Source organism: Rhodococcus sp. IEGM 1307, assembly GCF_030056915.1.
In the GTDB taxonomy this organism is placed as follows: Bacteria; Actinomycetota; Actinomycetes; order Mycobacteriales; family Mycobacteriaceae; genus Rhodococcus_F; species Rhodococcus_F opacus_D.
Genome location: NZ_JASHKW010000040.1, coordinates 24,373 through 39,107, shown reverse-complemented (window position 1 = coordinate 39,107; position 14,735 = coordinate 24,373). Strand labels below are relative to the sequence as shown.

The window sequence follows — 14,735 nt, the reverse complement described above, 5'->3', positions numbered from 1 at the left end:
GCCGCCAGCAACCCGGCATCCCGGACCTTCGCCGCCGACGAACACAGATCGGCCAGGTCGTCGCCGCGGGCCTGCAGCAGGGTCGCCGCCTCGTCCACGTTCAGAGTGGCTCCGTCACGGGCACGCCGCAACACCCGCCGCATCGCCGACGAAGCCGGAACGTGAGCGGCCATTGAGAACTTTTCAGTCAAGACATGTCCTGTCTACGGCTAAGTGTTCCGAACGAGATAGCAATCGGGTTCGGCACAGATTCGTGCACCCACTAAGTGGTGCATGGTCCGCGAGCGAGCTGAGGCAACCTCCTGTTTTTCAGCCGCACAGACCGTGATTCGTATCGCTACTAGGTTGTAGAAGTGCGTGCACAGCAGATGACCACAACCTCCGGTCGCGGTCTTCATTCCCCGGCCGGAGGGATGCGGGTGGGCTTCCCACGTCCGGTGTTCGTTGGAGCGTCCGGCGCTCGTCTTCGGTGTAGCCGCCCCAGATTCCGTGGCTCTCGCGTGCCTCGAGGGCGTGGTCTAGGCACTGTTTACGTACGGGACACCGCTGGCAGACTTGCTTGGCAGCACGGACGCGACTCGAACGGGGATCACCGCGTTCATTGTCGGCGTAGTAGAACACCGACGGGTCGGCATCTCGGCACGCGGCAGACAATTGCCAATCCCACGACTCGGCGATCGGCGACGGAAGCCGCAACATCAGGGCAGGCAACTGTGTTCCCTTCTCGCCAGCTGATATGCACGAATCAACCCTGCGGTGGAGCTGTCCCCGACGGAGGCGCAGCCGTCGTGGTCCCATAGGGCGGGGCCCAATTCCACAGCCGATGTCTTGCCGAGTTCGACTCCCCACTGGTCGAACGAGTCGATGCCCCACACGACCCCTTGTACGAACACCTGGTGTTCGTACAAGGCGATCAGCTGCCCGAGCGTCGACGGTGTGAGCTTCGTGCCAAGGATCGTGGTCGACGGCCTGTTTCCCGGCATCACCTTGTGCGGTACGAGCTCGGGCGGTGTCCCGTCTGCGAGGACCTCGGCTGAGGTTCTGCCGAATGCCAGAACCTTGGATTGCGCGAGCATGTTCGCCGTCAGCACACCGTGCATCGATCCCGCGCCATCGAGGGTGGGAAGGTCTTCGGAAGGCTCAGCGAACCCCAGGAAGTCCACGGGAATCAATCGGGTTCCCTGGTGTAGAAGTTGATGGAATGCATGCTGACCGTTGGTGCCGGGTTCACCCCAGAAGACTTCACCCGTGCCGGTTTCGACGGGATTCCCGTCCGCCCGTACCGACTTACCGTTCGATTCCATCGTCAGTTGCTGCAGGTAGGCCGGGAACCGCGCGAGGTCATGCGCATAGGGCAGCACAGCGCGTGAGTCGGCGCCGAAGAAGCTCGCGTACCAGACGCCCAACAGCCCCAGTAGGACCGGTGTATTCGACTCGAGCGGGGCGGTGCGGAAGTGCTCATCGATCTTGCGGGATCCGTCGAGAAATTCGGCGAAGCGATCTCGTCCGATCGCGGCCATCACCGCGAGTCCGACAGCCGATCCCACCGAGTACCGTCCGCCGACCCAGTCCCAGAATCCGAAGGTATTCGCCGGGTCGATTCCGAACGCGGCCACCCGTTCGGCGTTCGTCGAGACGGCGACGAAATGGTGCGGGACCGCATCGTCGCCGAGAGTCTCGGTGACCCATCTGCGGGCCGCTGCCGCGTTGGTCATGGTCTCCAACGTCGAGAACGTCTTGGAAACAACGATGAACAGTGTGCTGGCGGGGTCGAGGCCGGACAGCGTCGACAGCAGATCCGTGGGGTCGACATTCGACACGAACCGCACCTCGGGTCCGTCTACGTAGTGGCGCAGGGCGCGGTAGACCATGGCCGGACCAAGATCGGAGCCGCCGATTCCGATATTCACGACGGTTCGGATGGGCTTCCCGGTGGCTCCGCGCCAGTTACCGGACCGGAGCCGATCGGTGAACGCACCCATCCGGTCCAAGACTACGTGGACGTCGCCGATGACATCCTGCCCGTCCACCGTCAGGGTGGCATCGCGGCGCTCTCGCAGCGCTGTATGCAAGACCGCACGGTCTTCGGACACATTGATGTGGGCACCGGAAAGCATCGCGTCCCGCTGTTCCTCCACGCCGGCGGCACGCGCAAGATCGAGAAGAAGACCGAGGGTTTCACGTGTGATCCGGTGTTTGCTGTAGTCCACATACAAGTCACCGGCGGTGACGGTCAGATCGGTGCCGCGGTGCGGGTCGGTGTCGAACAGCTCCCGCAGATGCAGGGCGGCGATCGCCTGTTGGTGATCGGACAGTTGCTGCCACAGCGGGTTTCGGGTGACGTCGGTGGATGTGGTCATCACAGCGCCCGCAGCCGCGGGGCAAGATCCCGCTCGAAGAGTTCCAGGAACCGCTTCTGATCGTGGCCGGGAGCGTGGAACACCAGGTGGTTCAACCCCGCATCGAGATACGGGCGGATCTGCGCCACCGCCTCATCCGGATCCGACGCCACGATCCACCGCTTCGCCACCTGCTCGATCGGCAACGCATCCGCCGCCTTCTCCATCTCGATCGGATCATCGATCGAATGCTTCTGCTCCGGCGTCAACGACAACGGCGCCCAGAACCGCGTATTCTCCAGCGCCAACTCCGGATCCGTGTCATACGAAATCTTGATCTCGATCATCTTGTCGATCTCCGCCACATCACGGCCGGCCTTCTCCGCCCCCTCCGCGACCGCAGGCATCAACTTCTCCGTGTACAACTCCATGCCCTTACCGGACGTGCAGATGAACCCGTCACCGCTCCGACCGGCATACCGGGCCACCACCGGACCACCCGCGGCGATGTACACCGGAATCCCACCCTCGGGCACGTCGTAGATCGACGCCCCCTTCGTGTTGAAGTACTCCCCCTCGAAATCCACCCGGTCGCCCAGCCACAGCTCACGCATCAACCGGACCGCCTCCCGCAGCCGCGCGAACCGCTCCTTGAACTCCGGCCACTGACCCGCGAAACCCGTCGCGATCTCGTTGAGCGCCTCACCGGTACCCACCCCGAGCATGATCCGCCCCGGATACAGACACCCCATCGTCGCGAACGCCTGCGCCACCACCGCCGGGTTGTACCGGAACGTCGGCGTCATCACCGACGTCCCCAACTGCAACCGCTCCGTCCGCTCCCCGACCGCCGTCATCCACGCCAACGAGAACGGCGCATGACCACCCTCGTGCCGCCACGGCTGGAAATGATCCGACACCGTCGCCGAATCCATACCGTGTGCCTCCGCCAGAACACCCAGCTCCACCAACTCCCGCGGACCGAACTGCTCCGCGGACGCCTTGTACCCAAGCTTCACCACTACTACACCGCCTCCATGATCCGAACCTGATGTCCCCCGAACTGCTGACGCAGCGCCGACACCGCCTTCATCGTCGGCGAATCCAGCTGCCGAGATCAGCGGTACTGGCACCGCATGCGTGATGGCGTCCTCCACGCGGTCCAGCGGCCCTCACCCGAGTCCTCGGTATACCCGGAGATCGAGCTCAAACCTGGGTCCTCCCGCAACGCCGAGACAAGGAGCTCAAATAGCCAGGAACGCACCACGGTCCGTGCTGCCACGCCCCTCATCACAGAATCGGGGGCCTGTTATCCGGAGTTCGGCGGCCAGAAGTTCGTAAACCATCCGTGTACGCCTGCATCAACCCGTACTCGATACCGTTGTGCACCATCTTCGCGTAATGACCGGCACCGACCGGCCCCCCGCACGCACGAAACTCTCACCTCGAACCCCCCGCCGGTCGGAGGGCATCGAAGATCGGCATCGCCCGAGCAACATCCGTCCTCACCCCCCGTCAGTCCGTAGCCTTCCGTCAGCTCCAAGACTCCACCGGACACCGGAGGCAATTCATCGTCGGAGAAGCGGGAGTTCCACCCTCGATCATGAGGTCCCCGCCTGCCAGCAATCCACTCAGTTCCGTGATCACGGCGCGGGTCGGCCCGCCGACAGGACCATCACCCACATCAATCTCGGGCGCTGGATCCGCGCCACCAGTGATTCGATATCCCGATCGGACGGGTTGAAATCGAAACAAACGACCTCATGGCCTGCAGCTTGAACACGCTCTCACATGTTTCCGCCCATGCGCCCTAGACCTATCAAACCCAGTTGCATCGGAAAGCTCCTTGAAATCTGCTCCGGCCATGGCAACTTTTTGCGCGAGTTCGAATGAGGCACGGTTCGGCAACCTCCGACAGGCTCCGCTCGGTGGGCGGCCGATGGTGAACAATTGAGAACCGGGCCGGGTCTTCTGAACAGTCTGCCTGGCAGCCACAGAACCTCCTTCGACAGCTATGTGAACGACTGCACTATGTGCACCATTTCACGCACCGTCCAGCTTTTCGTCCCGATCAGCGGCACGATCCCTATTGGACCTAAAGGCTGCGTGAGCGGCCCCACCTGGGGATCGCACTCCATGACCACCGGAGTTTTGATTCCGGCTGCGCTGTGCCGGCTGAGGTCAGCTAGCTCGACCAAGCTCTCGAGACAGCGCCAAGGCGGCGGTACGTACTGCCGCAGCAGCTTGGTCAAGGTTGATCTTGTTATGCCACCCCGAAACCGAGAGCCCTCCAACCACCCCACCGTTGGTGTCAAAGACCGGCGCCGCCGCGCATACCACCCCCGCTCGGGATTCTTCGAGGTCGAAGGACACACCCCGTTCGCGGATCCGGGACAGTTCTTTGATGAACCTCCCTGGGGTGTCGATGGTGCGTCTACTGATCCGCGCCAGTCCACCCGCCAGAACATCGTTGACGATCCCATCTGAGGAGTAGGCGAGGATGGCTTTGCCGATACCGGTGCCATGGGCGGGCCACCGACCTCCCATCTGAATCGGTAAGAGCGGGGCAGCAGGACTACGCAAGACGTCGAGATACACCACCGAATCGCCATCAAGAACGGCCAGATGCACCGAGTATCCGGTCGCTTCCCGCAGATCGTTCATGTACGGCTTTGCCGCTTCCCGCAGGTCACGCTGCCGCGGTACCTGCTGGCCGAGTTCGAACAATCGCAGTCCCAATTGGTATGTTTGGCCGGCGTTTTCGAGTAGTCGGTGGGCCGACATGTCCTGTACGAGGCGATGAACACTGGACTTCGAGATGCCCGTGCGGCGTGATAGTTCGGATACACCGAGCCCTCCGTCTGCCCGCCTGAGTGCCTCGAGTATCGCCGACACGCGCTCGACTGCGCCTGTCTGCGGCACTGACTGGCGGGCATCTTCCCGCTGATCGGAACGATTCGGTTGCATGCGTCATTTTGTTCCACCACAGTGTGGGATGCAACAGGTCACACAACGCGGAAAGAGCGCCTCTTTGGGTCACCACGACGTGCAGGCAGCGGCCGATGAGCTGCTGGCGGTCCATCGGACCAGTCGCCGATGGACCCGATTACACCTCCTTACGCCGACGCCTCTCTTCCGGTGACGTACGAGATTCCCCGGGCCCAGGTTCAGGCCTGGGGCAAAAGTGGCGATGTAGGTCAAAAGGCCCCAAGGTTGGGTTGGCCTCGCGGGCGATCCAACAGCAGATGGGCGTCGACCAAGGTCCACAGCACAGCATTTATGTTTCCTCAGCCGTCACACCAAACTGCTCGACGGCTGAGCCTGCAGCGAAGGAACAATTCCAATGAGTACCCAACCTCAGATCGCCGTTGTAGCCCTGTCCCACAGCCCGCTCATGGTCCAGGACACCGAGCACCGCCAAGGTCGCGTTTTCCGGGACGGTATGGCCCGGGTAAAGTCGGCCGTGGAGGCATTCAACCCCACTCTCGTCGTCTTCTTCGGCCCTGACCACGCACGCACCCTGGACAAGATTGCGCCGTGCTTCACGGTGGTCGAGTCCGCAAGCGGGTACGCCGAGTGGGATCTGCCCGAAGAGGACTATGACGTGCCGCACGACTACGCCTTGGCCCTCGGCGAGCATCTCGTGGCGGTCGGCGTGGACATCGCCACGGCCTCGAACTTGCGACTCGATCACGGCTTCGGCTTGTCCACGAAGGACCTCTTCGGCTCACTCGCGACAGTCCCGATCCTGCCGATCCTCATCAACTGCATCGAACGCCCGCTGGCAACAGCGTCGCGTACCGCCACCCTCGGTGCCGCTGTGGGCGAGTTCATTCGCACGCAGGTGCCTGATAGCGAGCGCGTGCTCGTCGTGGGTTCGGGTGGGATCTCACACACCCCCCCGTCGCAGCCACCTGGCGCCGAGCAGATGAGTGAGTCCGAGCGTCAGGCTGTACTCATGGGCCTGCTCGACGATGCGGCGAAGGCCATCAACCCGGAGTGGGACCGTGACTTCCTCGACCGGCTCGGCAGCGAGGACTGGAACCAGCTAGCCGACCTGACCGCCGACGATCTCGTGCCTGCCGGCACCGGCGGAGCCGAGGTACGCACCTGGATCGCCGCCACCTTCGCAGGCGCCGAACCACTCACGACCGTGGCGTATGAATCCGTGCCCGAATGGGTCACCGGGATGGGCATTGCGGCTAGCGACACCCTCCTGAAGACCCCGGCATCGGCGTAGCCCATCAGCGGTGGCACGCCGCCGCTCGCGAGGGTGACCTCGGCGAGGACACACACAATTTCGAGGACGGCCGCGAAATACGCGACCCATAGGAGAGGAAAAACTAGCGCCATGGATCCGTCAAAAGGTTTCGATCCGGCCGATCCCACAGCGGGGCAGTCCGTGGTCGCTGCGGGCCTTCGGACGCACTATTTGGAAGCTGGCAGCGGTGAGCCCTTGGTGCTCCTCCACGGGTCCGGACCAGGTGTGTCGGCCTGGGAGAACTGGGCCGAGGTGATTCCGGCGTTGTCGCGCCAGCGACGTGTGCTCGCACCCGACATCCCCGGCTTCGGTGCGACCGAGAGCAAGCCGGACGGCGAGTATGGAATGGATTTCTGGGTCGAGCACCTGTTTGCGTTCATGGAAGCCGTGGGCGTGACTCGGGCGCCGATCGTGGGCAACTCGTTCGGTGGCATGCTTGCGATGGCCGCCTCCGTGCGTGATTCCCGGCGCATCGAGGGGCTCGTCCTGATGGGCTCTGCAGCTGGCGACGTCCCGATGAGTGAGGCGCACAAGCTCGCCGCTCGCTATGACGGCAGTCGCGAGGAGCTGGAACGGATCCTGCGCCTTTTCCCCTTTGATCCAGATGCCCTGACTCCCGAGATGCTCGATCGTCGCTACGAGGCCAGCATTCGGCCCGGCGCGCAACAGGCGACCCACAAAATCGCGCCGTCGGAGAGCAAGAACAGCGAAGCGGTGATCAAGGCGACCCCAGTGGCGGAGTTGGAGGCAATCCAGACCCCGACCTTGATCCTCCATGGCCGCGACGACAAGGTCCTCCCGGTGGATCTGGCGATCCGCGTGCATCGAGCGATCAAACCATCCCAGCTGCACACTTTCGGCAACTGCGGCCACTGGGTGCAGCTCGAACGCCGGGACGAGTTCGTCGCGCAGGTCCTAGGGTTCGTCGGTGGGGCGCGATGAGTCCGCGCGAGAACTCGGCTGTTGTCTCACCCCATTGGCGCGCAACCGAGTCCGGCGAGGAGGTGCTCGCCGGCGGTGGCAACGCGCTAGATGCAGCCCTCGCGACGAACGCCATGCTCTGGGCCCACTATCCGCACATGTGTGGCCTGGGCGGAGATGTCTGGATTCTCTATTACGAGGCCGCGACTTCCCGGGTCCACTGCCTCAACGGCACCGGCGGAGCTCCACGCTTGGCTACCCCCGATGAATATGCACGCCGCGGGTACACCCAGATGCCTCAGAAGGGACCGCTGTCGATGGTGGTACCCGGAGCAGCCGCCGGCTGGGACGATGCATCGCGGAGGTTCGGGACCATCGCGGTCTCGGACCTGCTGCGCCCCGCGGCAAAAGCAGCCTATGAGGGAGTGGAGATCACGCCCAAGCTGGCCCGGTGGATGGCCAAGGACCGGGAACTCCTGGCCGGCGATCCGGGGCTCGCGGCGGTGTTCACCAAGGAAGGGGAGCCGCTGCCGGCGGGTGCCACGTTGCGGCAGTCGGCGCTGGCGGCGACCCTGGATCATATTGCAGATGTCGGGTTTTCGGACTTCTACGGCGGTGAGACCGGAGAGGCAATTGCCCGCGGAATCTCGGAGGCCGGCGGCCTGCTGACCACAGACGACCTTAAGGCCCACACCTCGATTTGGGTGCAGCCGGTGACGACGCGGTTCGACGGGGTTCAGGTGGTCACGACCCCTCCAAACAGCCAAGGTATTGCCTCGCTGGAGATCCTGAACCTGCTGTCCCTACTCGAAGGTGGCAGGGCAACCCCGGGCTCGAGTCCACAGCTCAATGCCTTCTTGGAGGCACGGCGGCTGGCGTACGTCGACCGAAATCGGTATCTGGGTGACCCCTCGCATGTCTCGGTACCGACCGACCTCCTGTCGAGCCTCGACCATGCTCGGAGGGTGGCCGATGACGCACAGGCGACGCCCCGCTGCTCGTCGGCACCAATGGGAGGGGACACCGTCTACCTCGGTGCCGTCGACCGGTGGGGCAACGCATGCTCGGTCATCCAGAGCATCTGTCACTCGTTCGGCTCTGGATTCGTCCCGACCGGCACTGGGGTGCTCATGGCGAACCGCGGGGCATACTTCTCGTTCGATCCACAGCACCCGAACGTGATCGCCCCCGGGAAACGACCCGTGCACACCCTGATGGCATCGATGGCGCTCAAGGACAGGCGACCGTGGCTCGTGTTCGGGACGATGGGTGGCGAAGGGCAGCCCCAGACCAACGTCCAGGTGCTCCTCCGCGCATTGGCAGGCGAGAGTCCCGCCGATGCGGTCGCTGCGCCGCGAGTGTTGAGCGGTCAACTCTTCCCCGGTGATGCGGACGATCAACTCCACGCCGAGGAGAATCTCGGTGCCGATGTCATCGCCGAGCTCCGACAGTTCGGCCACAACGTGAAGATAGTCCCACCGCACGACGAGATGATGGGACACGCTCACGCAATTCTCATTGACGGCGACCGGATTCAGGCTGGAGTAGACCCTCGCAGTGACGGTGCCGCACCTGAGCCTGCGTCGGCCGACAGCAATGCTGACGCAGCAATCGAAGAGAGGTCGTCGTGACCGCCACCGCCGAGGAAATCCTAATGGTCTGCTGGGCGCTGAACGAGCCCGAGGACGAGGATCAGGTTCGCGAGCTCACATCGGCCATCGAGGGTCAGAGCGAGATTCCTGGCGTTCTAACAATCGAGCACGGTCCACGGACCAAGCGGGTCGATTGGGAGGGGCCCGACAATCAATTCGACTACGCCATGGTGCTCACATTTGATAACTTCGACTCGGTGCGAAAGTACCCACCCCATCCGATCCACCAGCACCTCGTCGCGACGATCCAGCGGCTAGGCTCGGATATCCGCGGGTTCTGGATTGACCCAGTACGGAGCTGTCCCCCGATTAGGTCGGTGTTTTGACCATGCCCCGCGCGAGTAACCACTACAACGTCGTCGTGATTGGCTCAGGCGCCTCGGGCAGCGCGCTCGCCGCACGGCTGTCCGAAGACCCGCAAAAGTCAGTGCTGGTCCTCGAGGCCGGCCGACATTACGGGGGAATCGAGAGTCATCCGCCAGCGCTGAAATACTGCCATTCTGGGGCGTTCGCCATGCCGGGAAGCGCCGACCACTGGCCCTTCATGGCACAGCTGACCGGCGACCGCGTCATCTCGGTCGCGCGGGGCAAGACCGTCGGTGGTTCCAGTGCCGTCAACGGCGCCTTCTACGGGCGAGGAGCCCCGGCGGACTACGACGGTTGGGCCGCCGCAGGGAACGTCGGATGGTCCTACGAGGACGTCCTACCTTTCTTCATCAAGGCCGAGACCGATCTGGACTTCGGCGACTCGCCGGGACACGGCGCCCAGGGCCCGATGGTGATCCAGCGCCGTCCCGAATCGGCGGCGGTCCCCATCATTGATGCGTTCCGCCAGGCATGTTTCGGCGCCGGCTTTCCCGAGGATCTGGACATCAACAGCGCAACCTCGGCCGGGGTAGCTTTCACGCCGACCAACGCGTCCAACGGCCGTCGGATGAACGCGGCCCTCCGATACCTGATCCCGGTGGAGGGCCGCCCGAACCTGACGGTCCAAGACCGCACGTTCGTCCACGCTGTAACATTCACTAACGGTCGGGCCGACGGCGTTGTCTACCAGCGTGACGGCGTCGATGGCGCGGTCTCCGCTGATGAGATTGTCTTGTGTGCGGGCGGTATCAACACCCCCCACCTCCTCATGCTCTCCGGCGTGGGTCCAGCTGACAAGCTCCAACAGCTCGGGATCAACGTCGTCCATGACTCGCCGTACGTTGGCCAGAATCTCATGGACCATCCGTTCGTCGGCATTCCGTACCGCACCACTACGGAGGGTCCGGTCCCCGGCGGACTGCTGCCGGTGGGCCCAGTGATCCTCAACTACACAGCCACGGACTCGTCCATCACCGATGACATGTGTCTCCTCCCGGCTATCTACTCAAAGTCCACCATGCTCTTCGGCGCACGCAGCCAATCGCTTGTCGACCGTGCCCGGGGTGCTCTGTTTCTCCGAAATCCTTGGGCGACCTGGAAGGGTGTGTGGGGCGGGTCCGCGAAAGCAGCCCTGCAGGACTTCCGGCAGCGCAAGGACTTGCAGATGTTTGTTGAGCTCAGCGTCGAGCTGAGCCGCGGTGAGCTTACTTTGACGTCCGCCGATCCCAGCGTGCTTCCGCAGCTTAGCTTCCGGTATATGAGCGAACCAGAGGACCTGCGGCGCATGCGCGACGGTGTGCGCCTGGTCGCACGACTGCTCGAGCATCCTGCTTACCGGCGCATAGGTGCGCAGCTCACGACCCTAACCGATGGCGAGCTAAGTTCCGACGGCGAGCTGGACCGGTGGATCCTCGCCAACCTGGCCTCTGCAGCCCACACAGCCGGGACCTGCAAGATGGGGCCGACCACTGATGCCACGGCGGTCGTAGACCCTCGGGGCCGGGTTCACGGGGTGGAGGGGCTGCGGGTGGCTGACTTGTCGATCATGCCGACGTTGACTCGGCGGGGACCACACGCCAGCGCGATCATGATCGGCGAGCGCATGGCCGCGCTCATTGCCGAAGAGTCGAGCTGAGTCCCGGCGGGGCGCAGCTCGCCCTGCGACCCCGCCGCCGATCGCCTCCGTCGACACCGGTCTCGAAGGACACCCCGCGCCTTACGGGCCTGAGTGGGCGAGATCGCCGGCGCGAATGGAAAGGCCGGAGAACAACCGCAGCAATCCAACTGGACGTATCGGCGGGTAGCGACCGCAGCATCACCCGCGCCGAGGTCGAAGAATCCTTCTTCGATGAGGCCGACCTCCGCGACGACTGGGATCTCGATCAGTGGATCGTCCTGTTCGTACCCGGTGCGACGATGAACGTACCCACCAAGGACGCAGCGGATTGGGCCCCGATGTCGCCTGGCTACTCCGGCACAGCCGACGGAGAAGTCAGGCCACGGCTCAAACCCCACGAGCCTTTGTCTACTCGGCGCAAAGGCTCGTAGCAACACGCGTTCGGTGCAGTGACAACGTCTTCCACTCGCCTGAGGGACGACCCCCGGTTTCACGGTCCGTTGGAGAAGAATCTGAGGATCGAGGGATCACCCACGGCGGAAATGTATTTCGAGAACTGCACCATCCCCGCTGATCGGATCATCGGCGAGCCGGGGACGTGTTTCAAGACCGCGCTGGAGACTCTTGATCACACCCGCCCGACGATCGGTGCCCAGGCGATCGCGTACACAAAGGACCGTAAGCAGTTCGGCAAATCTCGAGCTTTCAGAGTGTGGAGTTCATGATCGCGGACATGGCGATGAAGATCGAGGCCACCCGTCTGATGGTGTACACCTCGGTTGCTCGTGCGGAGCGGGAGAGAAGAATCTCTGATGGGCTCGCTGAAAATGGATCTGGCGCACTTTTCGTGATTCTGTTGTCGGCCTTAGCTATACGGTGTGGATGACGCGCTTGCAGAGCAGTTCCTGCAGGTAGCGGCGGACAGTCTTGTCGCTGCCGCAGTAGCCCAACCCGACGATCTCGCGAGTGAGTCGGGCAGCATCGGTGCATCCGGCGTTGAAGCGTTCGTGGAGATGGGGCTTGAACTCGTCGAGCAGGCTGCGCTTCCGCCCGATCGCCGAAATTGGTGTCGACGCCTCATCCAGGCGCCGAGGTCGCTCCCGCGACGCTCGATCATGAGCTCGGCGAAGTCGTGGACAAGCTGTCGTGTGGTGGCCAGGGCGGGAAGTGACCGCATCACCGCACGCCCCGTCAACCCTGCCGCCCATACTGGTGGTCGTCCCATCCAACACCTCCATTGTCGGGGTGTTGCTTCCACCGGTTGAACCTGGTCAATATACGGCTCTGCGGTTCGGGGAGACCCTGTTCCTGCACGGACTGCTGCCGTCCATCGGGTCCGTGGCCGACGCCCTCGACAACGCCCTCGCCGAGACGACGGCCGGGCTCTATAAGACCGAGTGCATCGCTGACGGCTCCCCGTTCCGCATCGGGCCGTTGCGCACTCAGCGACGTCGAGGAGGCCACCTCGGTGTAGGTGCACTGGTACAACACCGACCGGCTCATGCACCGACTTGGGCGGATCCCGCCCACCGAGTACGAAGCCAAGTACTACGCTGCACACCGTGCCGACCGACCGGTCGCACAAATGACACTGTGTGCATCGGACCCGGGATGGTTCACGCCGACGATCCTCACCCGCCGTAGCTCAGCGCACCGTGGCGACACGCCCAACACCCTCACGAAAATTGTGCCAGATCCAATTCCGCTGAGCCTCGTCATCTCTCCTTGAAACGCCCCCGGTTCCGGGACAGATTGAACGAAAAGCGCTGAAACCAGCGCCGCCGCACACACCTCTGACGAGTCCAAGTCGCTCGCTGTCGACAGGTGCGCTGTGACCCGACAATCAGCTGCGTGACGACAACCAAAACCTCTGTCATATAAATGGTCCCGGCCCTGACAGGCGCTGCCCTGCGCCGAAGCCGGCTGATGAAAGCCCCGGACCTATTAGCTTGCCTGGCTGTCCAGGACGCCCGCTAACGTCTGCACCGCTTGCTCGATCACAGCCGGCGTGGAGCCTCCGAAGCCAAGAAGCATGCCTGGTTGGGGGGTCGTCTGGTAATGAATAGACAGGGGCCAGGGATCGAGACCCTTCGCGGCGGCTGCTGAGGAAAGAGCAAAATCATTCGAACCTGCTACGAGCCTGGTCAGCATGTGGAGACCAGACTCGGCCTGCTCGACGACAAGCAGGCCACCGAGTTGGGCGCTCAAGCTCTCCAACAGGCGTTGTCTTCGCTCGGCGTGCAGTTCGCCCGTTCGCCGCAAATGTCGCGCAAATCTCCCGTCGTGCATGAAGGCTGAAAGTGCTACTTGCTCGAGGTGGGGGCGGTGAATATCGGTGGACACGTGGGCAGCTTCGAAGCTATCCACGAGTCCGGCTGGCAGTACGAGATAGCCGAGTCGAAGCGCGGGAAACATCACCTTCGCAAAGGTTCCGGCGTAAATGACACAACCTTCTCGGTCGAGCACCGATAATGGGTCACACGGTCGACCTGCGTAGCGAAACTCGCTGCCATAGTCATCTTCGATGATCCAAGCCCTGTTGGCGCGAGCCCATTCGATCAGCTCGAGACGCCGATCGACAGCCATGGGGGCGCCGGTGGGGAACTGGTGGGTCGGCGTCACAAAAACAACCCGCGGAGTGACCTGTTGCCGGGCGAGGTCTTCGGTGACAAGGCCCTTTCCGTCAACCGCCACGCCTACCACCCGGGCACCGGCAGCTATTGCCGCTGACCGGGCACCGATATATCCGGGGTCTTCCACCGCGACGGTGTCACCGGGATCAACGAGTAAACGAAACGTCAGGTCAAGGCCATTCTGGGAGCCTGCTGTGATGACGATCTGGTCGGCGTCACAGCGTAGGCCACGAGAGGCATATAGGTAGTCAGAAATAGCTGATCGAAGTGGAAAGTGCCCGCGGGGGCCCTGATACCCCAGGTGCGTTGCACTGGAGTTCCATGCATGGCTCAGCGCTCGTGACCATTCTTTGGTGGGAAAGGCGTCTATTGCGGGCAAGCCCACTCGGAATGGTGGTGGATTATTCGCTGGAGCTGTTGGATCGTCCCACCGGAAGGGCGAGCGCTGCATTGCCGCTAGTAAGCGCCCCCGTGCAGACAGTTCCATCGCCGTCGATTGACTGGGAGGCTTTGCTGTGTCGGCGCGTTCTGCGGCGAAGTGATGGCTGACGAAAGTTCCCGATCCTACGCGTCCGACTAGGTAGCCCTCGCCAGAAAGTTGCTCGATCGCGGAGGAGACCGTGTGCCGCGAAAGTCTGAGCCGCTGCGATAGGACACGGCCCGGCGGCAGTCGCGTTCCTGCTGGCAGTTCTCCGTCAATGATCGGCTGCCGAACGAGGTCGTACACCTGCCGATGAAGCGATACCGACGCCTCGCGGGTGAACCGCCGCTCAAACATAGTCAGCACATAGTCAGGCGGAAGAGATTTCATCAATGTGTCCTCTAGATCTGAGTTCTTTCCTTGCTCGTGAAGTACGAGATGGGCGACCGCCCGTGCCAGGGCCGTTGCAAGCCCCGGCACGGATTTGTGAGATCGCGGTGGCTAGTTGTTGACTTTGGTCGTGT

General features: G+C 63.2%; 11 protein-coding genes and 4 pseudogenes. 8 read left to right on the top strand and 7 right to left on the bottom strand.

Going from position 1 to position 14,735, the window contains the following annotated elements; all coding sequences use genetic code 11:
* The 6 genes and pseudogenes from QM841_RS41575 to QM841_RS41550 form a co-directional block, all read right to left on the bottom strand.
* Positions 1 to 191, bottom strand: a 191-nt coding sequence (locus tag QM841_RS41575) for a hypothetical protein (RefSeq protein WP_283336584.1), incomplete at its 3' end; no start/stop codon positions are given.
* 118 nt (positions 192 to 309) lie between these two features.
* Positions 310 to 699 carry a WhiB family transcriptional regulator gene (locus QM841_RS41570; RefSeq protein ID WP_349307465.1) on the bottom strand — a complete coding sequence of 130 codons (390 nt, stop codon included), beginning with the start codon at positions 697 to 699 and terminating at the stop codon, positions 310 to 312.
* Entirely contained in the window at positions 699 to 2,360 is a 1,662-nt protein-coding gene (gene pgi, locus QM841_RS41565; protein WP_283336581.1) for a glucose-6-phosphate isomerase, read from the bottom strand. Before pgi ends, QM841_RS41570 begins: the two co-directional genes overlap by 1 nt.
* Positions 2,360 to 3,361, bottom strand: coding sequence for a glucose-6-phosphate dehydrogenase (coenzyme-F420) (fgd, locus tag QM841_RS41560; RefSeq protein WP_283336579.1), 1,002 nt, complete (start codon positions 3,359 to 3,361; stop codon positions 2,360 to 2,362). Before fgd ends, pgi begins: the two co-directional genes overlap by 1 nt.
* Before the next feature lie 2 nt (positions 3,362 to 3,363).
* A pseudogene (locus QM841_RS41555) lies at positions 3,364 to 4,174 on the bottom strand (NAD(P)-binding domain-containing protein).
* A 346-nt stretch (positions 4,175 to 4,520) separates the two neighbouring features.
* Positions 4,521 to 5,306, bottom strand: a complete 786-nt coding sequence (locus QM841_RS41550; RefSeq protein ID WP_105423567.1) for an IclR family transcriptional regulator — start codon at positions 5,304 to 5,306, stop codon at positions 4,521 to 4,523.
* A 28-nt stretch (positions 5,307 to 5,334) separates the two neighbouring features.
* Between QM841_RS41550 and QM841_RS43710 the strand changes: the two are divergent.
* From QM841_RS43710 to QM841_RS41515, 8 genes and pseudogenes are all read left to right on the top strand, one after another.
* Positions 5,335 to 5,599: pseudogene (locus QM841_RS43710) on the top strand (hypothetical protein); the annotation flags it as partial.
* Positions 5,600 to 5,682: 83 nt separating this feature from the next.
* Entirely contained in the window at positions 5,683 to 6,579 is an 897-nt protein-coding gene (locus tag QM841_RS41545) for a DODA-type extradiol aromatic ring-opening family dioxygenase (protein ID WP_105423565.1), read from the top strand.
* A 111-nt stretch (positions 6,580 to 6,690) separates the two neighbouring features.
* Positions 6,691 to 7,542: an alpha/beta fold hydrolase gene (locus tag QM841_RS41540; RefSeq protein WP_105423563.1), complete on the top strand. Its 852-nt coding sequence runs from the start codon at positions 6,691 to 6,693 to the stop codon at positions 7,540 to 7,542.
* A complete protein-coding gene (locus QM841_RS41535; RefSeq protein WP_283336577.1) occupies positions 7,539 to 9,152 on the top strand; it encodes a gamma-glutamyltransferase family protein in 1,614 nt (537 codons plus the stop codon). The genes QM841_RS41540 and QM841_RS41535 overlap by 4 nt, the downstream gene beginning before the upstream one ends.
* Positions 9,149 to 9,499, top strand: a complete 351-nt coding sequence (locus tag QM841_RS41530) for a Dabb family protein (protein ID WP_105423559.1) — start codon at positions 9,149 to 9,151, stop codon at positions 9,497 to 9,499. The genes QM841_RS41535 and QM841_RS41530 overlap by 4 nt, the downstream gene beginning before the upstream one ends.
* Before the next feature lie 2 nt (positions 9,500 to 9,501).
* Positions 9,502 to 11,175, top strand: a complete 1,674-nt coding sequence (locus tag QM841_RS41525) for a GMC family oxidoreductase (protein WP_283336583.1) — start codon at positions 9,502 to 9,504, stop codon at positions 11,173 to 11,175.
* Between the two features lie 455 nt (positions 11,176 to 11,630).
* Positions 11,631 to 11,953 (top strand): annotated as a pseudogene (locus QM841_RS41520) (acyl-CoA dehydrogenase family protein); the annotation flags it as partial.
* Between the two features lie 479 nt (positions 11,954 to 12,432).
* A pseudogene (locus QM841_RS41515) lies at positions 12,433 to 12,730 on the top strand (IS3-like element ISMyma10 family transposase); the annotation flags it as partial.
* A gap of 371 nt (positions 12,731 to 13,101) precedes the next feature.
* Here the strand turns inward: QM841_RS41515 and pdxR are convergent.
* Entirely contained in the window at positions 13,102 to 14,601 is a 1,500-nt protein-coding gene (gene pdxR / locus QM841_RS41510) for a MocR-like pyridoxine biosynthesis transcription factor PdxR (protein ID WP_283336575.1), read from the bottom strand.
* Positions 14,602 to 14,735 lie beyond the last annotated feature (134 nt).

Bases quoted from the DNA above. Each gene is read 5' to 3' on its own strand.
- QM841_RS41570 (WP_349307465.1), bottom strand. From the start codon at position 699: ATGTTGCGGCTTCCGTCGCCGATCGCCGAGTCGTGGGATTGGCAATTG.
- pgi (WP_283336581.1), bottom strand. From the start codon at position 2,360: ATGACCACATCCACCGACGTCACCCGAAACCCGCTGTGGCAGCAACTG.
- QM841_RS41550 (WP_105423567.1), bottom strand. From the start codon at position 5,306: ATGCAACCGAATCGTTCCGATCAGCGGGAAGATGCCCGCCAGTCAGTG.
- QM841_RS41545 (WP_105423565.1), top strand. From the start codon at position 5,683: ATGAGTACCCAACCTCAGATCGCCGTTGTAGCCCTGTCCCACAGCCCG.
- QM841_RS41540 (WP_105423563.1), top strand. From the start codon at position 6,691: ATGGATCCGTCAAAAGGTTTCGATCCGGCCGATCCCACAGCGGGGCAG.
- QM841_RS41535 (WP_283336577.1), top strand. From the start codon at position 7,539: ATGAGTCCGCGCGAGAACTCGGCTGTTGTCTCACCCCATTGGCGCGCA.
- QM841_RS41525 (WP_283336583.1), top strand. From the start codon at position 9,502: ATGCCCCGCGCGAGTAACCACTACAACGTCGTCGTGATTGGCTCAGGC.
- pdxR (WP_283336575.1), bottom strand. From the start codon at position 14,601: ATGAAATCTCTTCCGCCTGACTATGTGCTGACTATGTTTGAGCGGCGG.